The sequence below is a fragment of the Terracoccus luteus genome (assembly GCF_003635045.1).
Classification (GTDB): domain Bacteria; phylum Actinomycetota; class Actinomycetes; order Actinomycetales; family Dermatophilaceae; genus Terracoccus; species Terracoccus luteus.
The window spans coordinates 2,782,499-2,803,614 of the sequence record NZ_RBXT01000001.1 but is presented as its reverse complement, the minus strand read 5'-3'; the positions used below and the strand labels follow the sequence as shown (position 1 = coordinate 2,803,614).

22 protein-coding genes are annotated in these 21,116 nt (G+C 73.9%); 11 read left to right on the top strand and 11 right to left on the bottom strand.

All coding sequences use genetic code 11. The annotated features are described in order from the left end of the window. The first annotated feature begins 74 nt into the window (after window positions 1-74). Genes nth through DFJ68_RS12710 form a run of 3 tightly spaced genes read left to right on the top strand, consistent with a single transcriptional unit; the run spans window position 75 to window position 2,802 of the window. Window positions 75-821: an endonuclease III gene (gene nth / locus DFJ68_RS12720; RefSeq protein WP_420823672.1), complete on the top strand. Its 747-nt coding sequence runs from the start codon at window positions 75-77 to the stop codon at window positions 819-821. Beyond that, entirely contained in the window at window positions 818-1,603 is a 786-nt protein-coding gene (locus tag DFJ68_RS12715) for an NUDIX hydrolase (protein WP_245963634.1), read from the top strand. Before nth ends, DFJ68_RS12715 begins: the two co-directional genes overlap by 4 nt. Beyond that, window positions 1,600-2,802, top strand: a complete 1,203-nt coding sequence (locus tag DFJ68_RS12710; RefSeq protein WP_121033738.1) for a MarP family serine protease — start codon at window positions 1,600-1,602, stop codon at window positions 2,800-2,802. Before DFJ68_RS12715 ends, DFJ68_RS12710 begins: the two co-directional genes overlap by 4 nt. A gap of 307 nt (window positions 2,803-3,109) precedes the next feature. On the opposite strand, the gene DFJ68_RS12705 is transcribed toward DFJ68_RS12710, so the two are convergent. The 6 genes from DFJ68_RS12705 to trpS all read right to left on the bottom strand — a co-directional run bounded on the left by DFJ68_RS12705 (window position 3,110) and on the right by trpS (window position 9,611). Then, the gene (locus DFJ68_RS12705; protein WP_245963633.1) at window positions 3,110-4,042 is read right to left on the bottom strand and encodes a serine hydrolase; all 933 of its coding nucleotides are present in this window, start codon (window positions 4,040-4,042) and stop codon (window positions 3,110-3,112) included. Next, complete coding sequence (locus DFJ68_RS12700) at window positions 4,039-4,950, bottom strand: alpha/beta fold hydrolase (protein ID WP_121033736.1); 912 nt, start codon at window positions 4,948-4,950, stop codon at window positions 4,039-4,041. Before DFJ68_RS12700 ends, DFJ68_RS12705 begins: the two co-directional genes overlap by 4 nt. A gap of 21 nt (window positions 4,951-4,971) precedes the next feature. Beyond that, on the bottom strand, window positions 4,972-5,493 hold the full coding sequence (locus tag DFJ68_RS12695) for a phage holin family protein (protein WP_121033734.1): 522 nt from the start codon (window positions 5,491-5,493) through the stop codon (window positions 4,972-4,974). Window positions 5,494-5,671: 178 nt separating this feature from the next. Continuing rightward, entirely contained in the window at window positions 5,672-6,298 is a 627-nt protein-coding gene (locus DFJ68_RS12690) for an NADPH-dependent FMN reductase (RefSeq protein ID WP_245963632.1), read from the bottom strand. A 78-nt stretch (window positions 6,299-6,376) separates the two neighbouring features. Then, window positions 6,377-8,359 (bottom strand): acetate--CoA ligase, encoded by a 1,983-nt coding sequence (acs, locus tag DFJ68_RS12685; protein ID WP_121033730.1) that lies wholly within the window; start codon window positions 8,357-8,359, stop codon window positions 6,377-6,379. A 130-nt stretch (window positions 8,360-8,489) separates the two neighbouring features. Further along, on the bottom strand, window positions 8,490-9,611 hold the full coding sequence (gene trpS, locus DFJ68_RS12680; RefSeq protein ID WP_121033728.1) for a tryptophan--tRNA ligase: 1,122 nt from the start codon (window positions 9,609-9,611) through the stop codon (window positions 8,490-8,492). A 318-nt stretch (window positions 9,612-9,929) separates the two neighbouring features. Here trpS and DFJ68_RS12675 point away from each other — a divergent pair, with 318 nt between their 5' ends. From DFJ68_RS12675 to DFJ68_RS12645, 8 genes are all read left to right on the top strand, one after another. Beyond that, a complete protein-coding gene (locus DFJ68_RS12675) occupies window positions 9,930-10,820 on the top strand; it encodes a Fic family protein (protein ID WP_121033726.1) in 891 nt (296 codons plus the stop codon). A gap of 752 nt (window positions 10,821-11,572) precedes the next feature. Continuing rightward, a complete protein-coding gene (locus tag DFJ68_RS12670; RefSeq protein ID WP_121033724.1) occupies window positions 11,573-12,508 on the top strand; it encodes a hypothetical protein in 936 nt (311 codons plus the stop codon). After that, the gene (locus tag DFJ68_RS12665) at window positions 12,505-13,680 is read left to right on the top strand and encodes a TadA family conjugal transfer-associated ATPase (RefSeq protein WP_121033722.1); all 1,176 of its coding nucleotides are present in this window, start codon (window positions 12,505-12,507) and stop codon (window positions 13,678-13,680) included. Before DFJ68_RS12670 ends, DFJ68_RS12665 begins: the two co-directional genes overlap by 4 nt. Next, the gene (locus DFJ68_RS18320) at window positions 13,677-14,522 is read left to right on the top strand and encodes a hypothetical protein (protein WP_170165763.1); all 846 of its coding nucleotides are present in this window, start codon (window positions 13,677-13,679) and stop codon (window positions 14,520-14,522) included. Before DFJ68_RS12665 ends, DFJ68_RS18320 begins: the two co-directional genes overlap by 4 nt. Beyond that, the gene (locus tag DFJ68_RS18315; RefSeq protein WP_245963796.1) at window positions 14,522-15,151 is read left to right on the top strand and encodes a type II secretion system F family protein; all 630 of its coding nucleotides are present in this window, start codon (window positions 14,522-14,524) and stop codon (window positions 15,149-15,151) included. The genes DFJ68_RS18320 and DFJ68_RS18315 overlap by 1 nt, the downstream gene beginning before the upstream one ends. Window positions 15,152-15,213: 62 nt before the next feature. Continuing rightward, the gene (locus DFJ68_RS12655; protein ID WP_121033720.1) at window positions 15,214-15,423 is read left to right on the top strand and encodes a DUF4244 domain-containing protein; all 210 of its coding nucleotides are present in this window, start codon (window positions 15,214-15,216) and stop codon (window positions 15,421-15,423) included. A 124-nt stretch (window positions 15,424-15,547) separates the two neighbouring features. Beyond that, a complete protein-coding gene (locus DFJ68_RS12650; RefSeq protein ID WP_121033718.1) occupies window positions 15,548-15,889 on the top strand; it encodes a TadE family type IV pilus minor pilin in 342 nt (113 codons plus the stop codon). A gap of 23 nt (window positions 15,890-15,912) precedes the next feature. Continuing rightward, a complete protein-coding gene (locus DFJ68_RS12645; RefSeq protein ID WP_121033716.1) occupies window positions 15,913-16,290 on the top strand; it encodes an Rv3654c family TadE-like protein in 378 nt (125 codons plus the stop codon). A 269-nt stretch (window positions 16,291-16,559) separates the two neighbouring features. Here the strand turns inward: DFJ68_RS12645 and DFJ68_RS12640 are convergent, their stop codons facing one another. The 5 genes from DFJ68_RS12640 to DFJ68_RS12620 all read right to left on the bottom strand — a co-directional run bounded on the left by DFJ68_RS12640 (window position 16,560) and on the right by DFJ68_RS12620 (window position 21,086). After that, window positions 16,560-17,024, bottom strand: a complete 465-nt coding sequence (locus tag DFJ68_RS12640) for an RrF2 family transcriptional regulator (protein WP_121035345.1) — start codon at window positions 17,022-17,024, stop codon at window positions 16,560-16,562. A 138-nt stretch (window positions 17,025-17,162) separates the two neighbouring features. Further along, a complete protein-coding gene (locus tag DFJ68_RS12635; protein WP_121033714.1) occupies window positions 17,163-18,230 on the bottom strand; it encodes a sulfate/molybdate ABC transporter ATP-binding protein in 1,068 nt (355 codons plus the stop codon). Next, the gene (gene cysW, locus DFJ68_RS12630; RefSeq protein ID WP_121033712.1) at window positions 18,227-19,033 is read right to left on the bottom strand and encodes a sulfate ABC transporter permease subunit CysW; all 807 of its coding nucleotides are present in this window, start codon (window positions 19,031-19,033) and stop codon (window positions 18,227-18,229) included. The genes DFJ68_RS12635 and cysW overlap by 4 nt, the downstream gene beginning before the upstream one ends. Beyond that, window positions 19,030-20,055, bottom strand: coding sequence for a sulfate ABC transporter permease subunit CysT (gene cysT, locus DFJ68_RS12625; RefSeq protein ID WP_245963631.1), 1,026 nt, complete (start codon window positions 20,053-20,055; stop codon window positions 19,030-19,032). The genes cysW and cysT overlap by 4 nt, the downstream gene beginning before the upstream one ends. Then, window positions 20,052-21,086 (bottom strand): sulfate ABC transporter substrate-binding protein, encoded by a 1,035-nt coding sequence (locus DFJ68_RS12620; protein ID WP_121033710.1) that lies wholly within the window; start codon window positions 21,084-21,086, stop codon window positions 20,052-20,054. Before DFJ68_RS12620 ends, cysT begins: the two co-directional genes overlap by 4 nt. Window positions 21,087-21,116 lie beyond the last annotated feature (30 nt).

The window sequence follows — 21,116 nt, the reverse complement described above, 5'->3', positions numbered from 1 at the left end:
GGCCACGAGGGGCGGGCGATGGGCGGAGCCGGGGCTCGACGGGCGTGCGGGGCGTGTCGGTGCCCCGTCATACAGTGACGTCCGTGCCACCACGTCAGCGCGCCAAGGCCCCCGAACCGCCGCCGAAGAAGGACGTCTCGACGGTGCGCCGGGCGCGCAAGACCTACCGGGCCCTGCACGAGCGCTACCCGTACGCGCACTGCGAGCTCGACTTCACCACCCCGCTCGAGCTGCTCGTCGCCACGATCCTGTCGGCCCAGACGACCGACGTCGGGGTGAACAAGGTGACCCCGCTGCTCTTCGCGAGGTACCCCACGGCATCCGACTACGCCGGTGCCGACCGCACCGAGCTCGAGACGATGATCCAGCCGACCGGGTTCTACCGCGCGAAGAGCGACGCCCTGATCAAGCTGGGGGCAGCGCTCGTCGAGCGCTTCGACGGCGAGGTGCCGGGCCGGCTGGCCGACCTCGTGACGCTGCCGGGCGTGGGTCGCAAGACGGCCAACGTCGTGCTCGGCAACGCGTTCGGCGTGCCCGGCATCACCGTCGACACGCATTTCGGGCGGCTCGTGCGCCGCTTCGGCTGGACGACGGAGGAGGACCCCGTCAAGGTCGAGCACGAGGTGGGCTCGATGTTCCCGCGGAGCGACTGGACCATGCTCAGCCACGTCCTCGTCTTCCACGGGCGGCGGACCTGTCACGCCAAGCGCCCGGCGTGCGGCGCCTGCCCGGTGACGCAGTGGTGCCCCAGCTACGGCGTCGGCGAGACCGACCCCGACAAGGCGGCGAAGCTGCTCAAGTACGAGCTGGCTCCCCGGTGACCGACGCGCCCGACGCGCCCGGCGAGGCCAACCCGCCCGCAGCGGCCGGGCGGGGGTCGGCGGGCAGCCCGATCACCTACTCGGGGGCGCACGGCGCCATCACGCCCGGCCCGGCCGGAGTCGCCCCGCCGACCTGGCTGACCGACCTCGCGGCACGTCTGCCCGACCTCGAGCCGGAGCGGTTCTCGCGCTTCCTCCCGCCCGAGGAGGGCGGCCGGCAGTCGTCCGTGCTCATCCTCTTCGGGCCGCCGCCTGCCGATTCACAGGTACCGGGGGAGCACCTCGTGCTCCTCGAGCGTTCTCACGACATGCGCTCCCACCCCGCCCAGATCGCCTTTCCCGGCGGCGCGGCCGAGCCCTCCGACGACGGCGTCGTCGGCACGGCGCTGCGCGAGGCGCAAGAGGAGACCGGTCTCGACCCCGCGGGCGTCGACGTGCTCGGGGTGCTGCCGGCGCTCTTCCTGCCCCCCTCCGGCTTCGTCGTCACGCCGGTCCTGGGCTGGTGGGCGCAGCCGTCGCCGATGTCGGTACGCGACCCGTACGAGGTGCACGACGTGATGTCGGTGCCGGTCTCGCACCTGCTCGACCCGGCCACCCGCTTCACCGTCACCCACCCGAGCGGCTTCGTCGGCCCTGCCTTCGACCTCGACGACCTGCTGCTCTGGGGCTTCACCGCGGGCCTCGTCAGCCGGGTCCTCGACCTCGGCGGGCAGAGCCGTGAGTGGGACTCCTCCGTCGAGCGCGAGATCCCCGAGCGCTACCTGCAGGGGCCCCGTTCGTGACCGGCTCCGGGTGGCTCGACCTCGTCCTCGTGCTGCTGCTGCTCGCGTACGCCGTCTCGGGGTACCGCCGCGGCCTCGTGGCCAGCGTCTTCTCGCTCGTCGGCTTCGTCATCGGCGCCCTCATCGCCGTCTGGCAGCTGCCGAACGTGCTGGCGAGATGGGATGCCGTCGCCGACGACCCGCGCTGGCGTGTCCTCGCGGTCGTGGTCGGCGTCGTGCTGGTCGGCTGGCTGGGGCAGTTCCTCGGCGGGCTGGCCGGGGCCTCGATCCGCAACCGGCTCGCGCGCTCGCCGCTGCGTCGGGTCGACTCGGTGCTCGGGGCCGTCGTCGTGACCGTCGTCGCCGCGCTCGTCGCCGGCTTCATCGGCAGCACCCTGCGCTCGGCGGGGAACCCGACGCTGTCGCGGGCCGTGAGCGAGTCGCGAGTGCTGCGCGCGGTCGACTCGGTGGCCCCGACCGATGCCGGGTCGGTGTTCGCCGGCGTCCGTGGCTTCCTTTCGAGCCAGGGGTTCCCGCAGGTCTTCGAGGGCCTCGCGCCCGAGCCGATCACGCCCGTGCCCGACCCCGACCCCGGCGCGACCCGCACGAGCGGGGTGCAGTCCGCGGCCCGCTCCATCGTCAAGGTGACGACGGCATCCGCCTCGTGCCAGCGGGGCTCGGAGGGCACGGGCTGGGTGCTCAGCCCCGGCCGCATCGTGACCAACGCGCACGTCGTCGCCGGTGCGAGCCGCCTGCGGGTCGAGGGTGACGGGCAGATCGTCCCCGCCGAGGTCGTGCTCTACGACCCCGAGCGTGACCTCGCCGTGCTGCGCGTCGACGACTTCGACGCCCCGGCGCTGCAGCTCGGCACCGAGCTCGGTCGCGGCGACACAGCCGTCGTGCCCGGCTACCCGCTCGACGGTCCGTACACGGTCGTCTCGGCCCGGGTGCGGTCGGTGCTCGACGCGCGTGGGCTCGACATCTACTCCGCCGAGCAGGTGGTGCGCGAGATCTACTCGCTCAACACGACGGTGCGGCCGGGCAACTCCGGCGGTCCGCTGCTCGACACCGACGGGCGCGTCGTCGGGGTCGTCTTCGCCAAGTCGCTCGACGACGACCGCACCGGCTACGCCCTGACGCTCGACGAGGCCGAGCCGGTGCTGCAGGCCGCCGCCTCGGCGTCGCAGGAGGTCTCGACCGGAGCCTGCGTCTCCGGCTGACCCCCTTCCCCCGGGGGACCACCCCGTCGAAAGGCCAAATAGAGGCCACCGAAGGGTCACTTCGTCGGGTGGGCGCTCGGGCCGTCGAGTGCTGATCGGGGGCCGATCGGATGCCGGTGCCGACGTGAGCGGCTCGTCGTCCTCCCGCTCCACGTCCCGCGAGCCCGGCGCCGACCGCTGGGGTGGGCGCCTCGAGACGCCGCCATCCGCCATCCGGCATCCGGCATCCGGCATGCGCGGCGACTCAGCGTCGTCGTCCGGCCCGGTTGACCTTTCGGCACCCTCTATTTGGCCTTTCGACGGGGGGTCAGGCGGTGACGGTGTCGAGGACGAGCTCGCCGACCTGGCGCATGCCCCGCAGCACCGCCCACGTCGTGAGGTCGGCGCGCGACATCCCGGCCGCGCCCGCGGCGTCGAACGCCGGCCCGGCCTCGACGCGGTCGGCGCCCCGGCCGCCGGCGACGCTCCAGTTCGCGATGGCCGCCCAGGTGACCGTGCGCCCGTGGCGGGTGACGGCGCCGACGTCGGCCCGCACGCCGTCGTCGGTGCCGGTCTTGTTCCACAGCACGAGCCCGGGCGCGTGACCGGCCACCGACGAGTCGGCCGCGGCCTGCCGGGCCAGCACCACCGAGTGGGCGATCGGGTCGACGCCGGCCTGCTCGACGAGCACCGAGCCGACCATCGACAGGTCGACGTTGGCCGAGAGCCACTGCCGCACGAGGGCGTCGGCGGCCGGCGACACCGCGGTGCCGGCGGCGACGCGGGCCATGAGCCCGGCCAGCTCGGCCGCCGACCCGGTCGACAACGTGGCGGCGTGCTCGGTGGTGCGCACGTCGCGCACGCGGTCGTGCAGCGCCGTCGCGCGCAGCCCGAGCACGACGGCCCGGCGCGCCACGGCGTCGAGACCGATGCGGCGCAGCAGGACGTTCGTGGCGAGGTTGTCGCTCACCGCCCCGACGAGCGCGGCGACGTCGGTCACGGGCAGCGACTCGACCGCCATCGTGTGCCACAGCCCGGAGTCGGCCACCCACTCGTCGACGGTGCGGGTCAGCAGCTCGTCGCCGCTCACCTCGCCCTCGGTCACGGCGCGGGCGGTCTCGAGCAGCAGCAGCACCTTGCCGACGGAAGCGGTGCGCAGGGCGGACTCGGCACCGACCGCGCCCACCGGCATCCCCTCGTCGGTCTGCACGAGAACCGACCACGTCACGCCGCCCGCGTCGGGGAGCACGAGGCCGCTCACGGCAGGGTCCGCAGCCAGTCGAGCAGGGCGGCGTCGACGGCCTCGGGCGCCTCCTCGGTGAGGAAGTGCCCCGCCCCCGGCACCTTGACGTGGTGGTAGTCGCCCGGCACCCAGGCGCCGGAGCCGTACGTCGCCTCGGGCAGCACGCAGCGGTCGTCTGTGCCCTGCAGCTGCAGCACCGGCACGCGCACCGCGTGCTTGATGCGCCGCATGAACATCGGCCCGTCGGGTCGCACCGACGAGCGCCCCAGCCAGCGGTAGTGCTCCGCGGCGGAGTGCGCGACGAACGGGATCATCATCCCGTCGCCGTAGCGCGCGATGTCCTCCTTCGTCGGGAACTGCCCGAAGGGGGAGGACCATTCGTGCAGCAGCCCGGCGACGTAGCCGTGCGACCGGGCCATCTCACGCTCGGGCACGAAGGGCTTCTGCAGCCCGACGATCCAGCGCGACGCCTCACGCTGCGCGCCGTTCGTCCACGTCGCGTGCCGCATGACGCGCGGGTGCGCCATCGACAGGGAGGCGATCGCGCGGGTCACGTCGGGGCGCAGCACCGGCATGCACCAGGCGATCCAGCCGCCGAGCCCCTGGCCCATGACGACGGCGTCCTTCTCACCGAGCGCACGGATGACGCTGGCGGCGTCGAGGGTCGCCGTGTACGTGTCGTAGCCGCGCGGCGGCTTGTCGGAGCCGCCGAACCCGCGCAGGTCCATCGCGGCCACCCGGTACCCCGCCGCGGCGAGGGCGCGCATCTGGTGGCGCCAGGCGTACCAGAACTGCGGGAAGCCGTGCAGCATGAGCACGAGCGGCCCGTCGCCCATCTCGGCGACGTGGAAGCGTGCGCCGTTGGCCGCGACGAAGCGGTGCTCCCAGGGTCCGTCGACGTTGACGACGGAGGCGTCCACCGACATGACGAGCGGTCCGGGGCGGGGTCAGGCGTCGCGGGTGGACGACGTCGTGACCGGCGAGGTCGCGGGCGTCGAGGCACCGGATGCCGGGGAGCCCAGCGGGCGGTCGGCGAACGTCGGGCGCGGGGCCGGGCGGGCGCTGCCGGGGTTGGCCACGGCGGCCTTGAGGCCGTCGACGGTGCGCTCCGCGTTCTCGATCGTCTTCTCCGGCTTGGGCTCGACCGTCTTCATCTTGCGCACGCCGATGAGGGCGAAGACCCCGGCCACGAGGAGCATGACGACGAAGACGATGAGGAACGAGAGCCAGCGCGGCAGCCCGAGGGCCTGCAGCGCCTCGGCGATCGTCGTGAAGAGGAAGTAGACGCTGTAGAAGAGGACGACGGCCGCCGCGGCGAGGAAGACGCCGCCGATGCCGGCCTTCTTGACCTGCGCCCCGATCTCGGCCTTGGCCAGCGCGATCTCGCCGCGGACCAGCGTCGAGACGTCCTCCGTGGCCGAGGCCACGAGTTGTCCCAGCGTGCGGTCCTGCTGCGGCTCGCTGCTCACTTGCTCACGTCCTCACGATGACGGTGTCTGCCCTGGATGGCCGCGACGACGGCCGGGTGCGCGACCGCCGCTGCGGTCGCCGGTGCAACCCTACTGTGCCCGTTCCCGGGTCGCGTCGGACCGCGCGACCCGGGAACCCCGGCAGTGCCCCGGTGGGCCGGGGTGCGACGGGGTGGAGTCAGCCGACGGTCACCTCGGCGACCCCGTCCTCGACACCGTCGGCAGCCTCGTCGGCGGCCACCCCGAGACGGCGCAGCAGGGCGTCGGTCTCGTCGCGGCGCTCGTCGGTGAGGTGCATCTCGCCCTCGGGCGACAGGTCCTTCGTGAAGGTCAGGCCGACCTCGCCCACGACGTGGGCCTTGACGTGGCCGAACACGCGGGCGAGGTCTGCGGTGGCCTCCGAGGCGCCGGTCCAGCCGTAGCCGACGAGGGCGACGGGCTTGGCGTGCCACTCGGCGAAGAGGTAGTCGACGGCGTTCTTGATCGGGGCCGGGAAGCTGCGGTTGTACTGCGGCGTCACGACGACGACGGCGTCGGCCTCGAAGACCTCGCGGGCCCACCGCTTCGTGTGCGGCTTGGCGTAGTTGCCGTTGCGGGGCATGTCGTCCTCGTCGAGGAACGGCAAACTCGTGAGGTCGACGAGCTCGACCTCCCACTCGGCTCCGGGAGCCCGCTCGGCGACCCACTGGGCCACCTTCGGGCCGATGCGGCCGGGACGGGTGCTGGAGACGACGACTCGTAGCTGCTTCACGACGGTGCCGAACGGATGCCGGCCCACGCGCATTCCGGGCCGAGCGGCATCCACGGTGTGGTTCGTCTCACGTCCGGTGCTCGGGTGGGCGCCCCGCCACCGAGGACGGGGCGCCCACCCGACGGGGGTCGGTCAGTCGGAGGCCGGGGCGTCCATGCCCTTCTTGATGAGGTCCATCACCGAGCTGTCGGCGAGGGTGGTGACGTCACCGACCTCGCGGCCCTCGGCGACGTCCTTGAGCAGGCGGCGCATGATCTTGCCCGAGCGGGTCTTGGGCAGCTCGGCCACGACGAGGATCTGGCGCGGCTTGGCGATCGGGCCGATCTGCTTGGCCACGTGGTTGCGCAGCTCCTGCACGAGGGCCTCGCCCTCGCCGGGCTCGTCGGCCTCGGCGACGGCCTCCTGGCGGAGGATGACGAAGGCACAGACCGCCTGGCCCGTCGTCTCGTCGGACGCGCCGACGACCGCGGCCTCGGCGACCTTGGGGTGGGAGACGAGGGCCGACTCGATCTCGGCCGTCGAGAGCCGGTGGCCCGAGACGTTCATGACGTCGTCGACGCGGCCGAGCAGCCAGATGTTGCCGTCGGCGTCGTACTTGGCGCCGTCACCGGCGAAGTAGTACTCGGGCCCGAACCGCGACCAGTACGTCTCCTTGTACCGCTCGGGGTCGCCCCAGATGCCGCGCAGCATCGACGGCCACGGCTTGGTCAGCACGAGGTAGCCGACCTGCTCGGGCGTCGTGAACGGCTTGCCCTCGTCGTCGAGGATCTCGGCGCTGATGCCGGGGATGGGCCGCTGGGCCGAGCCGGGCTCGAGCGTCGTGACGCCCGGCAGCGGGCTGATCATGATGGCGCCGGTCTCTGTCTGCCACCACGTGTCGACGACCGGGGTGCGGTCGCCGCCGATGGTGCGGCGGTACCAGAGCCACGCCTCGGGGTTGATCGGCTCGCCGACCGACCCGAGCAGGCGCAGCGACGACAGGTCGTAGCGGGCGGGGATCTCGGCGCCCCACTTCATGAAGGTGCGCACCGCCGTGGGCGCGGTGTAGAGGATCGTCACCCTGTGGTCCTGCACGATCTGCCACCAGCGGCCCTGGTCGGGTGTGTCGGGCGTGCCCTCGTACATCACCTGGGTGACGCCGTTCGTCATCGGCCCGTAGACGATGTAGGAGTGGCCGGTGACCCAGCCGATGTCGGCGGTGCACCAGTACACGTCGGTGTCGCGGTGCACGTCGTGCACGATCGCGTTCGTGTACGCGGCCTGGGTGAGGTAGCCGCCGGTCGAGTGGAAGATGCCCTTGGGCTTCCCCGTCGTGCCCGAGGTGTAGAGGATGAACAGCGGGTGCTCGGCCTCGACGGGCTGCGCCTCGTGGGTCGGCGCGGCCCTCTCGAGCGCCTCGTGCCACCACGTGTCGCGGTCGTTCCACGCGGTGTCCTCGCCGGTGCGGCGCACGACGAGCACGTCGGTGACGGAGGTCTCGTCGTGGTCGAGCGCGGCGTCGACGGCGGGCTTGAGCGCCGACGGCTTGCCACGCCGGTAGCCGCCGTCGGCGGTGATGACGACCTTGGCCTTGGCGTCCTCGATGCGAGAGTGCAGCGCGTCGGCCGAGAACCCGCCGAAGACGACGGAGTGCGGCGCCCCGAGCCGGGCGCAGGCGAGCATCGCGACGGCGGCCTCGGGGATCATCGGCAGGTAGATGGCGACGGTGTCGCCCTTGCCGATGCCGAGGTCGGCCAGCGCGTTGGCCGCCCGCTGCACCTGCTCGTGCAGCTCGGCGTACGTGATGTCGCGGCTGTCGCCCTCGGGCTCGCCGACGAAGTGGATCGCGACCTTGTCGCCGCGCCCGGCCTCGACGTGGCGGTCGACCGCGTTGACGCACGCGTTGAGCTCGCCGTCGGCGAACCACGTCGCGAAGGGCGGGTTGCTCCAGTCGAGGTTCTGGGTGAAGGGCGTGCTCCACGTGAGGTACGTGCGGGCCTGCTCGGCCCAGAACCCCTCGTGGTCGGCCTCGGCGGCGTCGAACAGGTCGGCCGTCCCGTTCGCGGAGGCCGCGAAGTCGGGGTCGGGCGGGAAGGTGCGGCTCTCGCCCTGCTGGTCGTGCGTCTGGTCGCTCACGGGTCCACCTCTCGCATCGTCTCTGAAGCGTTGTCGTCGCCATTCTGGCCCGTCCGCCCGCGCCACGGGGTCGGGGGTGAGGTCGGCGAGGGTCGCGCGTGCTCACGGGTGGTCGGCGGTGGTCGGGGGGTCAGTACGCCATGCCCATGACGGCGCGCACAGTCGCGAGGGTGCGCTCGGCGACCTCGTTGGCGCGCCGGTTGCCCTCGTGCAGCACCGCGGTGACGGATGCCGGGTCGCCGGCCAGCTGCCGACGGCGCGCCCGGTGCCCGGCGAGGCCGTCGTTGACCGCCTCGGTGACGACCCTCTTGAGCCCGGCGGCTCCGGAGTCGCCGACCCGCTCGGCGACGGTCTGCGGGCTCTCGCCGGTGAAGAGCCCGGCGAGGCGCAGCAGGTTGGCGACCTCGGGACGGCGAACCGGCTCGTAGGTGATGCGGCGCTCGCCGTCGGTGCGGGCGGCGCGGATGCGGTCGGCCGTCTCGTCCGCCGTGTCGCGCAGGTTGATCGTGTTGCCCCTGCTCTTGGACATCTTCGTGCCGTCGGTGCCGAGCAGCAGCGGGACGTCCGAGAGCAGCGCCTCGGGCTCGGCGAACACCGGTTGGCCACCGGCGTAGCGCGCGTTGAAGCGGCGGGCGAGCTGCCGGGTCAGCTCGAGGTGGGGCAGCTGGTCGCGGCCGACGGGGACGACGCGGCCGTGGCAGAAGAGGATGTCGGCGGCCTGGTGCACGGGGTAGGTGAGCAGCAGGCCGCTGAGGGGCCGGCCTCCCGACAGCGCCAGCTCGTCCTTGACCGTCGGGTTGCGACGCAGCTCGCCGTCCGTGACGAGCGAGAGGAACGGCAGCACGAGCTGGCCCAGGGCCGGCACCGCGCTGTGGGTGAAGATCGTGGTGCGATCGGGGTCGAGGCCGGCGGCGAGGTAGTCGAGCACGAGCCCGTGCACGTTCTCCCCGATGTCACCGACGGCGTCGCGGTCGGTGACGACCTGGTAGTCGGCGATGACGACGAACGTCTCGACCCCCCTCTGCTGCAGGCGAACCCGGTTGCGCAGGCTGGCGAGGAGGTGGCCGACGTGCAGCGGGCCGGTCGGCCGGTCGCCGGTCAGCACGCGGAAGCGCTCGGGCTGGGCGGCGGCCTGCTCGTCGATGAGGCGGTCGAGCAGCCGGCTGCGTTCGACGGCGGCGTCGAGGGTGCGGTCGAGGGTGCGCTCGTCGGCGGTGACGGGGTGAGAGGTGGTGGGGTGCGTGGTGGTCATGTCGTCTCCTGCGGTCGTGCCCGCGCACGGGTCGTCGCCGGAGATGACGAGAGCCGCCCGCAGGCGGCTCTGGTGGGTGTGTGGGTGTCGACGGGCACGTCGACGAGGGCCGCCTCAGTCGGGCGGCCACCACGCGCCCTGGGCGCGGCGCCGGTCGGTGCTCACGAGGTCGACGGTAGCCCCCGGCATCCGGCCGTGTCGACAGTCGGACGGCGTCCGTCACGAGTTCGACTGTCGCTGCTCGTCGCTGCCCTCGTGAGGGAGGTGGGGTGATGCCGGTGTCGGCGCACTCGTCCGTCCGGCTCGTAGGCTGCAGCCGTGCCCGCCCCTGACCGCCCACCGTCCGCCGACCGCGACGACCCGATCGTCGGCCGGCTCGCTGCGCTGAGCGACCTGCCCGGCGTGCGCGAGGCGTCCGACGCGGCCCGAGAGGCGTGCACGGCCCTGCGGTTCCACGAGGCGCTGCGCCGGCGCATCCCCGAGGCCGCGGCCGAGTCGCGGGTGCGCGGGGCGCAGGCGAGTGCGGCGCTCGACGGCTCGTCGGTGCCCGTCGGTGTCGTGCGCGAGCTCGTCAGCGGCGCCCGGCAGTGGCCCGACCCGCTCGACCCGGGGCTCCGCGTCGTGCGCGGCGCGGTCGCCGCGACGAGCGAGAGCGAGCGGGTCGTGGCGATGCTGCGCACCGCGCCGCTGCAGGCGCTCGCCCGGCTGCACGTCGTCGCCGCGGCCGGTGTCGTCGACGACGACCAGCTCGGTCGCCCTCGTCTTGCCGGGGAGGGCTGCGACGAGCTGGTCGACCTCGGCCCGGCCCCTCACGCGGACGCCGTGGCCGCCCGGCTGCGGGGCCTGGCCCAGCTCGTCACCGTCGCGCTGTCGCAGGCGGATCGCGTTGCGGCGCCGGTGGTCTCGGCGCTCGTGCACGCGGAGGTGGCCGGCATCCGACCGTTCGTCAGGGGCAACGCGCTCGTCGCCCGTGCGCTGGAACGGTGCCTCGTACAGGCGTCCGGGCTCGACGCGACGGGCGTGTCGGTGCCCGAGGCGGGCCACCTCCACGCCGGCGGCCCCGCCTACCTCGGCAGCCTCACCGCGTACACGCAGGGAGGTGCGGCGGGCGTCGCCCTCTGGCTGCGCAGTGGGGTGGACGCGCTGACCGCCGGCGCGGCGGAGGGCGTGCGCATCTGCGACGCCGTGCGCGCCGGTCGGCTGACCTGAGCCGCGGCGCATCCCCATGACGGCGCGAAAGTCAAGACTGTCGACACGCCGGGTGGGTGGAGTACAACGGTCGTAGGTGCCGCATCGCCGGGAGGCGAGGCCGGACCACGAGTGTTCGACCCGGGAAGAGGTCGGGTACCCACGCGAGAGCAGTTCACTTGGAACCGTCCACCCCCGGCGTCCTTCGACATCACCGGGGCGACACATCGAGAAACGCACGCTTGGTAGCCCGACAGCTTCTCCAGGAGGCCCCCCGACACCTCGGGGGGCCTCCGTCCTGTCCGGGGTGAGGGCGCCCGCGACGGGGGTGCCCCGTCGGTGGCTGCGAGGGTGGCCCGTCGGTGGCCGCGAGGATGCCGTGGGCTGACCGCCGGCTGTCACGTGGCCGTGGACTCGCTGCGCGTTTCCTACTTTCATGCCCGGCATGAGCGGTTATGGACGCCTTCGTCCGGGCTGCGAGGTCTGCCGGGCCGCAACTGGTCCCTCAGGACGTTTGCTTTCCCTCCCCGGCGGCGTGACCATGGGAGGCAGCGCTCGGGTGAAGAACCCCAGCGCGTCGTGGTCGGGCTCGTTCCCCCCCGGAGCCGGACCGCGCGGTGGCCTCCTTCTTCCCCCAGAGGGAGGCCACCGGCCTGTCCGGGGCCGAGGGCCGGGGGAGGCGGGGGTCCACACCCCCTGCGTCGCCGACCGTCCTGTCCACAGCCGGTGAGGACGGGGTGGGCGGGGCGTCGCCACGACGCCACGGTGGGCCCATGGGACACGTCATCGCCGTGGTGCCCGCCTCGGGCGGGGTCGGAGCCAGCCTGCTCGCGGCAGCCGTCGCCGTCCGGGCGGCCGCGGCCCGCCGCTCGTGCGTGGCCGTCGACCTCGACGTCGTCGCGGGCCGCCTCGACGTGCTGCTCGGCTGCGAGGAGGTGGCCGGCTGGCGCTGGGACGCTCTCGCGGACGTCGCCGGCGTCGTCGAGGGCGGACGGCTCGCGGCGCGGTTGCCCGTGGCCGAGGGCGTCACGGTGCTCGCGCACCCGGTGGTTTGCGGCGCCGAGGGTGGCCGTGACGACGCGGGCGAGGCGCGAGCGAGACGTCCGACCGGACGCTCGGCGGGCTTCGTCGGGGATGCCGGTCCGTCCCACCCGGGGGAGCCGACGGTGTCGCGCCCGTGGCTCGACATCGTCCCCGACGTCGTCACCGGGCTCTCACGCTCGCACGACGTCTGCGTGCTCGACCTCCCGCGCGACCCCGCCGTGCTCGAGGCGGTGGCAGGTCTCGTCGACGCCCTCGTCGTCGTCGTGGGGGCCGATGTCGCGGGGCTGAGCGCCGCGGCACGCTCCGTGCCGCGCCTGCGGTCGGCGCTCGGCGACCCGCACGCCCTGACCGCTGCGGCGGCGGGCTCTGGTGCGAGCGGTACCACCGCGGGCTCGGTCTCTCCGTCGGGCGTCGTCGACCCGTGGTCGGACGGCCCGGCCGAGGCGTGGCTCGTGCTGCGCAGCGACGACCGGCTCACCGTCGAGGCCGAGGACGCCGTCGTCGACCACCTCGACCTGCCTCTCGTGGGGGTGCTGCCGCGCGACCCCCGTGCGGCCGACGACCTCGTGGCCGGCCGGGCCCCGGGCAGCCGTGGGCGGGGCCCGGTCGTGCGGCTGGCCGACGACCTGCTGCTGCGTCTCGTCTCGATGGAGGTGGCGGCGTGAGCCTCAGCCCCACCGCCTGGCAGCACGCCCGTGACGGCGCCGCTCCCGACCGGGACCTCGTCGACGACGTGGCCCGGTCCGAGGCGGGGCCGCTGGGCGCCGGCCGGGTGAGCCAGACCCGTGACGCCCTGGCGGCGCGCGTGCTCGGCGCCGGTCCCCTCGACCGCTGGCTGACCGAGCCCGGCGTCACCGACGTCGCGGTCAACGGCGACGGTCGCGTCTGGGTCGACCGTGGGGACGGCATGGAGCAGGTCGGTGCCGTGCTCGAGGCGGCCGACGCCCGCGCCCTCGCCGTGCGGCTCGCCGGGGTGGCCGGTCGCCGGCTCGACGAGGCCAGCCCCTGGGTCGACGGGCAGCTGCCCTCGGGTGCGCGTCTGCACGCCGTCCTCCCGCCGCTCGTGGCCGGCGGTGCGCACATCACGATCCGCGTCCCGGCCGCGCGTGCGGTCGGTCTCGACGAGCTGCAGCGCCTCGGGATGTTCCCGGCCGCGTGGGCGCCGCTGCTGCACGCGGTCGTCCGGCAGCGGGTCGCCTTCGTCGTGTCCGGGGGCACCGGCGCGGGCAAGACCACCCTGCTCGCCGCCCTGCTCGGGCTGGTGCCGGGTCGTGAGCGGGTCCTCGTCGTCGAGGACGTGCGCGAGCTGCAGGTCGACCACCCGCACGTCGTGCGGTTGGAGGCCCGACCACCCAACGTCGAAGGCGTGGGCGAGGTGACCCTGACGACGCTGGTGCGCCAGGCCCTGCGGATGCGTCCTGACCGCCTGGTGGTCGGGGAGGTGCGTGGCGCGGAGGTCCGCGAGCTGCTGGCCGCGCTCAACACCGGCCACGAGGGCGGCTGCGGGACGGTCCACGCCAACGCGCCGGACGACGTCGTCGCCCGTTTCGAGGCCCTCGGCGCGCTCGCCGGTCTCGGCCCCGAGGCCGTCGCGTCACAGCTGGCGTCGGCGGTCGACCTCGTCCTGCACGTGACCCGGTCGGACGGGCGGCGACGCCTCGCGGCGGTGGCGGCGGTCTTTCGTCGCGACGGCCGGCCCGAGGTCGTTCCGGCCGCGACGTGGGCCGGCGACGGACACGCGCCCGTCCCGTTGCAGGCCTGGCCGGCGGTCGTCGCCCGTCTGTGTCTGGATGGAGGTCCGGAGTCCGGTCTCGATGCCGGGCCGGGTGCACCGTGACGTCGTCTGTGCTCGTCCTCGTCGCCCTGCTCGTCGTGGCGGCCCTCCTCGTCAGGCCCGGCAGAGGTCACGGGTCGAGCGTTGCGGCCCTCGTCGACACCGGGGCCCCGGGTGCGCCCGGTGGTGCACCGGTGAACGCTGGCTGGTCCGGTCTGTGGTCGCAGGACCCGGTCGTGCTGTGGCATCGCTGGCGCCTGCGCCGACGGCCCGCCGACGTCGAGACCGCCGTCCTGTCGCTGCTCGACGCCACCGCGCCCGGTCTGCGGGCCGGTCTGCCGGCCGCGACGTGCCTGCGCCTGACCCTCGGCGGTCATGCGTGGGGCGGTCCCGGTGCCGGGAGCGAGGGCGGGGGCGGGCCGGGAGGTTCTGCCGGGGTCCGGGATGCCGGTCACACCAGCCCGGCGTTCGGGCCGCTCGGGACGTTCGGGTCCGACCTGCTCGAGGCGGCGGACCGCGGCGCGGCGCTGTCACCGGCGTGGCTGGCCCTGGCCGACGTCACGCGCTCGCCGACCGTCGGCTTCGTCGCGTCGGCGTGGCGGCTGTCCGAGGTGACCGGTGCACCTCTGGCCGACGCCGTCGACCGGGCCGCGGAGGGCCTGAGGGCCGGGCGGTCCCGACGTCGGCGCGTCGACATCGCGGTGGCCGGTCCGCGGGCCACGGTGCAGGTGCTGACCCTGCTTCCCCTGACCGGGCCGTTCTTCGGGTGGATCTGCGGCGTGCCGCCCCTCGAGCTCTACCTCGGCAACGCGATCTCCTCGCTCTCGCTCCTGCTCGGGCTGGTGCTGCTGCTCGCCGGTCGGGCCTGGTGCCGCCGTCTCGTGGCGAAGGCGGTGGCACCGTGATGCCGGGGCCGCTCGCCTGGCTGGCCGGCATCCTCGTCGTCGCGGCCGTGCTCTCGGCGCCGAGGCGCGCCCGCGTCGACACCGATGACCCCGAGACGTCCCGCGAGGTGGGACCCGGAGGCTGGGCACGGGGCCGCCGGTGGGCCTGCGGCCGGGGCGGCCGACGCCGCGCCGGACGGGGCGCCGACGACGTGACCTCCACCGAGCAGGTGTGCGACGCGCTGGCATTGTTGGCCCTCGCCTACCGTTCCGGGCTTCCCACGTGGCAGGTGCTCACGGCGGTTGCCGATGTGAGTCCCGCACCGGCCGCCCGCGACCTGCGCCAGGTCGCGGCCGCCCTGCAGTGGGGCGCCGCCGACGAGGACGCGTGGGCGTCGGTGGGCGACGGCTGGGCACCCGCGGCGCGTGCGGTCGGCGTCGCCTCCCGGGCCGGCATCGCTCCCGGTGAGCTGCTCGTCAAGGCCGCCGACGACGTCCGGCGCTCGGGCCTCGAGCAGCTCGAGGTGGCTGCGGCCCGCGTCGGTGTGCGCCTCGTCGCCCCGCTCGGTCTCGTCCTGCTCCCCGCCTTCTGCCTCACCGCGGTGGTGCCCCTCGTCGTCTCCCTCGGCCGCGCGCTCGTGGCCGGGTGAACGCGCCGCCGGGACCGACCCGGCGGCGACCCGCAACACCCCGACACACCCAAGGAGCCCACATGTCCACTTCGCTTCGACGCTTCTACCTCCGTCTGCGAACCCGCCTGTCCCGGTTGGGGACCGACGCTGGCATGACGACGGCGGAGTACGCCGTCGGCATCATGGCCGCGTGCACCTTCGCCCTCGTCCTGCTGGGGGTGGTGCGGTCCGACGCGGTCCGTAGCGCCCTCACCGGCATCGTGCAGAACGCCCTCGGCCTGGCGGGCTGACGTGGGCCGGCGCCGGGCGCCACGGTCAGGCCCGGCGCCCGACCCGCCGGCCAGCTCGACGGTCCCGCGCCCTGCGACGTGGTGGTCGCGCTGGCCCGGGCGTACCCGTACACCGGATGCCGGCATGGTGACGGCCGAGCTGGCCGTCGCCCTGCCGGCGGTCGTGCTCGTGCTGGCCACGTGCCTGTTGGGGCTGGGGGCCGTCGTCGACCAGGTCCGGTGTACCGAGGCCGCCCGGGTCGCGGCTCGGGCCGCGGCGCGCGGTGACGAGGCCGGGCGGGTGCGTTCGCTCGCGGTCTCGGCCGCGCCGCCCGGGGCTCGAATCTCTGTCTCCGCCGGTGGTGATGAGGCGGTGGTGCGGGTCGAGGTCGAGTCCGGCGGGTGGGGGCTGCTGCCCTCGTTCTCGGTCTCGTCGACCGCTCGGGTGCCGGTCGAGCGGTCCGCCGAGCAGGCCGGTGCACCGTGACCGGCCGACACAGACGCGGCTGCGTGCACCTCGGCGACCGTGACCGCGGCAGCGGGTCGGTGCTCGTCGTCGGCGTCGTGCTGGCACTCCTCGTCCTGACGGCCGGCGGTCTCGTGGTCGGTTCGGCCGTCGTGGCCAGCGGCCGGGCCCGCGCGGCAGCCGACCTCGCCGCTCTCGCGGGTGCCGCTGCGCTGCAACGTGGTTCATCTGCCGGAGCTGCCTGTGCCGAGGCCGGTCAGGTGGCCACGTCGAACGGCTCGCGGCCGACTGGCTGTGCCGTGAGCGGGTTCGACGTCGAGGTGACGACGAGCAGCGGCGCCGCGCTCGTGGCCGGGGTCGCCGTCGCCCGCTCCCGCGCCGGCCCGGACCCTGCACCGGGGGTGCGTCCCGCCGGCCGGTAGACCCAGTCCAGCGGACGCGCCGAACGTCGTGGCCACACGGCCGACCTCAGCACCACCCGCGCGTCCTGGCTCGCGCCACGGCCCGATTGCGGACACGTCCGACGGGTTCTCCTGTCCGTTACCGGGCCACGGCCCGATTCGAGTCTCGCCCGACTGACTTTGCTGCCCGCTATCGGGCTGCGGCCCGATCGAGGACACGTCCCACGGGTTCCCTGTCCCTTATCGGGCCAGGGCCCAATGGCGGCTGTCGGGAAGTGGCCTCTCGACGGTCAGCGGTTGGCCCAGGCGTCCGGGGCGTCGAGCAGCTGGCGCACGCGGTCGGGCAGCGCGCCGGTCCGGAGGTCCTCGAGCGAGGTCTCGTCGAGCACCTCCCGCAGCGAGGCCCGCACCGCGACCCAGAGGTCGGGCAGGTGCCGGGCGACGCCGTCGTACTCCGTCTCCGAAGGTCGCAGCCCGCGGACCTCGGCGAGCGGGCCGTCGACGGCGCGGAAGACGTCGCCGATGCTGATCCGGTCACGGGGGGAGGCGAGCACGTACCCGCCGCGGGCGCCGCGGCGGCTCGCCACGAGGCCGGCCCGCCGCAGGTCGGCGAAGATCGCCTCGAGGAACTTCTTCGGCAGGTCCTGCCGCGTCGACAAGGTCTCGATGCTGGTGGGAGGTGACGCCTCGGCATCCGCGTCGGCGAGGATGAGCATGGCTCTGACGGCGTAGTCGACGCGCGCAGAGATGTCCACGGGTGCAGTCTGCCGCACCGGCAGCGGGCCACCGGCACCGACGGCTGCGGGCCGCGCGCCGGGGGTGCCGCCCCACCCGGGCGGCGGGTGGGACGACATCCTCGACGCGCGGCCCGCGGGGGACGGCGAGTGACGTTCTCAGGCGATGGCGGCCTGCCGCACGGCCTCGTCGGCCAAGCGCCCCGCCCCGGCCGGCGCCGCGGAGGCGAGGACCACCCGGTCGACGACGCTCGAGCGCTGCCCGGCGCGGGCGAAGACGGTCTCGCCGCGGTGCAGGTGCAGGTGGTCGGCGTCGCGGCGGGTCAGCTGCGCGGCGAAGTGCTCGCCGGAGTCGGCCCGCAGGTCGACGCGCACCTCGAAGCCGAGGCGCACGACGCGCTCGACCGTCGCCTCGATGACCCCGGGGGAGTCGGCGACCTCGGCGTCGCGGGCCAAGGCCTCCTCGCGGTCGCGGACGAGCTCGATGTCGTGGGGGCGCACGAGCTGCCCGCCCATCGAGGCGATCGAGCCGAGGAAGCCCATGACGAAGTCGTTGGCGGGGCGGTCGTAGAGCGTCTCCGGGTCGCCCACCTGCTCGATGCGGCCCGCGTTGAGCACCGCGATGCGGTCGGCGACGTCGAGCGCCTCCTCCTGGTCGTGCGTGACGAGCACCGTCGTCACGTGCACCTCGTCGTGCAGCCGTCGCAGCCACGTCCGCAGGTCGGTGCGCACCTTGGCGTCGAGGGCCCCGAACGGCTCGTCGAGCAGCAGCACCTGGGGGTCGACCGCCAGCGCCCGGGCCAGGGCCATCCGCTGGCGCTGCCCGCCGGAGAGCTGGGCGGGGTAGCGGGCCCGGTAGCCCTCGAGCCCGACGATCTCGAGCAGACCGTCGACCTTGGTGTCGATCTCCTTCTTCGGACGCTTGCGGATGCTGAGGCCGAAGGCGACGTTGTCGCGCACCGTCATGTGCTTGAACGCGGCGTAGTGCTGGAAGACGAAGCCGATGCCCCGTCGCTGCGGCGGCTCGTCCGTCACGTCGCGCCCGTCGATGGTGACCGTGCCGCTGTCGAGGTCCTCGAGCCCGGCGATCGAGCGCAGCAGCGTCGACTTGCCCGACCCGCTCGGCCCGAGCAGGGCGGTGAGCGAGCCGCGCGGGATCTCGAGGCTGACGTCGTCGAGGGCGAGGAAGTCGCCGTAGTGCTTGCGGGCGGTGTCGACGGTGATCATCGGGTGCTCCTCTTGCGGTCGAGAACGGTCATGAGCAGTAGCACGACGAGCGCCACCCCCATGAGCAGCGTGGCGGCGGCGTAGGCGCCGTAGGTGTTGTGGTCGTCGATGTAGCGCGCGTGCACGAGCAGGGTCAGCGTCTGCGAGACGCCGGCGAAGCCGGAGGACACCATGATCACGGCGCCGAACTCGCCGAGGGAGCGGGCGACCGTGAGCACGACGCCGTAGGTCAGGCCCCAGCGGATCGCCGGCAGCGTGATGCGCCAGAAGGTCTGCCACCGGGTGGCGCCGAGCGTCGAGGCCGCCTGCTCCTGGTCGGTGCCGATCTCGTGCAGCACCGGCTCGACCTCGCGCACGACGAACGGCAGGGTGACGAAGATGGTCGCGATGACCATGCCGGGCAGGCCGAAGATGACCTTGAACCCGGCCTCGTCGACGAAGCCGAACCACCCTCCGACGCCCCACAGCATGATGAGCGAGACGCCGACGATGATCGGGCTGACCGCGAACGGCAGGTCGACGACCGCCTGCAGCAGGCCACGCCCTCGGAACCGCCCACGCACGAGCGCCAGCGCCGTGACGATGCCGAAGACGACGTTGAGCGGCACGACGATGGCGACGATGAGCAGCGAGAGGTTGAGCGCCGAGATGGCGGCGGGTGTGCTGATCGAGGCGATGAAGCCACCGATGCCGGGCGAGAAGGTGCGCCAGAAGATGACCCCGATCGGCACGGCGATGAGGACGAAGAGGTAGGCCAGCGCGACCGTGCGCAGCGAGATCCTGGTGGGGGTGCTGACCCTCATGCCGCCTGCTCCTGACGCCGCTGGGCCCGCGTCGACAGCACGCGCAGGACGAAGAGCGTGACGAAGGCGATGGCCAGCAGCGCCACCGACACCGCCGCCGCGGCCTGCGGGCGGTCGATCTCGATCTGCTGCTGGATGTACTGCGAGGCCACCTGGGTCTCACGGGGGATGTTGCCGCCGATGAGCACGACCGACCCGTACTCGCCGATGGCGCGCGCGAAGGCGAGCCCGGCGCCGCCGAAGATCGCCGGCGCGAGCACCGGCAGCATGACCCGCCGGAAGGTCGTCCACCCGCTCGCACCGAGGGACGCGGCCGCCTCCTCCACCTCGCGGTCGGCCTCGATGAGCACCGGCTGCACCGAGCGGACGACGAACGGCAGCGTCACGAACGCCAGCGCCACGACCAGGCCCCAGCGGGTGGCGTTGAGGTGCACGTCGATCGGGCTGTTCGGGCCGTAGAGCGAGAGCAGCACGATGCTGGCGACGATGGTCGGCAGCGCGAACGGCAGGTCGATGAGGGCGTTGACGATGCGCTTGCCCGGGAACTCGTCGCGCACGAGCACCCACGCGATGAGCGTGCCCATGACCGCGTTGATGACCGCCACGACGGCCGAGACCGCGACGGTGACCGCCAGCGAGGCGAAGGCCGTCGGCGCCGTGACGGCGCGCCAGAAGCCGGACAGCCCGTCCTCGAACGAGGCGACGGTGAGCGCGGCCAGGGGCAGCAGCACGATGACGCTGAGCCACAGCGTGACGATGCCGATGCCGAGCGGGTTCACCCGTCCCGCGGCGCCGCCCGGCCCGCCGGCGCCGCCGGACCCACCCCGTCGACGCAGCCGACGACGCGGCGCGACGAGGGTCGGCACGGTCACCCCGCGGGTGGGCCCGTGGGCGCCGCCGCCCGCCGGGTCACCCGCGTCGCGCCCGCCGCCCGGGGACGGGGAGACCCCCGCCGGGGCGCTGCGCGTCCCGGCGGGGGCGTCGACCGATGCCTCGAGCGGCGCGTCGGTGTGGGCCGTCACTTCGTCGCCTCGTCGTAGATCGTCGCGATGTCACCCGAGTCCTTCTTGAACAGGGTGCTGTCGACGCTCTTCCATCCGCCGAGGTCGGCGATGGTCCACAGCTTGGTCGGCGCAGGGAACTTCGAGGCGTACTCCTTGGCCACCGTCTCGTCGACCGGGCGGAAGCCGGCCTCGGCGGCGAGCTTCTGCGCCTCGGGCGTGTAGAGGAAGGTGTCGAAGGCCGTGGCCTTGGCGACGTTGGGGCTGCCCTTGAGCACGGCGGCCGGGTTCTCGATCTTGAACGTCGTGGGCGGTGTGACGTGCTCGACGGGGTCGCCGTTCTTCTCGATGAAGAGGGCCTCGTTCTCGTAGCTGAGCAGCACGTCGCCCGACCCCTGCAGGAACGCCTCGGTCGCCTCGCGGCCCGACTTCGGCTGGATCTTCACGTGGTCGGTCACGAGCGTGCGCACGAAGTCGAGGCCGGCCGCCTTGTCCTGGCCGCCGTTGCTCTTGGCGGCGTACGGGGCGAGCAGGTTCCACTTCGCCGAGCCCGACGAGAACGGGTTGGGCGTGACGACCTCGACGCCGCTCTTCAGCAGGTCGTCCCAGTCCTTGATGCCCTTCGGGTTGCCCTTGCGCACGACGACGGTGACGACCGACCCGAACGGGATTCCCTTGTGCTCGTTCTGGTTCCAGCTCGCGTCGACGAGGCCCGCGTCGACGAGCCGGGTCACGTCGGGCTCGACGGAGAAGTTGACGAAGTCCGCGGTCGCGCCGGCAGCCACCTTGCGGCTCTGGTCGCCGGAGGCGCCGTAGCTCTGCTGGAACTGCACGCCCTTGCCCTCCGCGGTCTTCTGGAAGGCGGGGATGAGCACGTCGAAGGCGACCTTCGGCACGGCGTAGGCGTAGAGGTTGATCGTGCTCGTCGCGGCGCCGGCGTCGCCCGAGGCGGCCGGGGCGTTCACGACGTCGCTCGCGCCACCCCCGCAGGCGGACAGGCCCAGCGCGGCGGCGGCAGTGACGGACACGAGCGTGATGAGGCGGCGGGCCATGGAGATGCTCCTGTGGGGGTCAGCGACAGC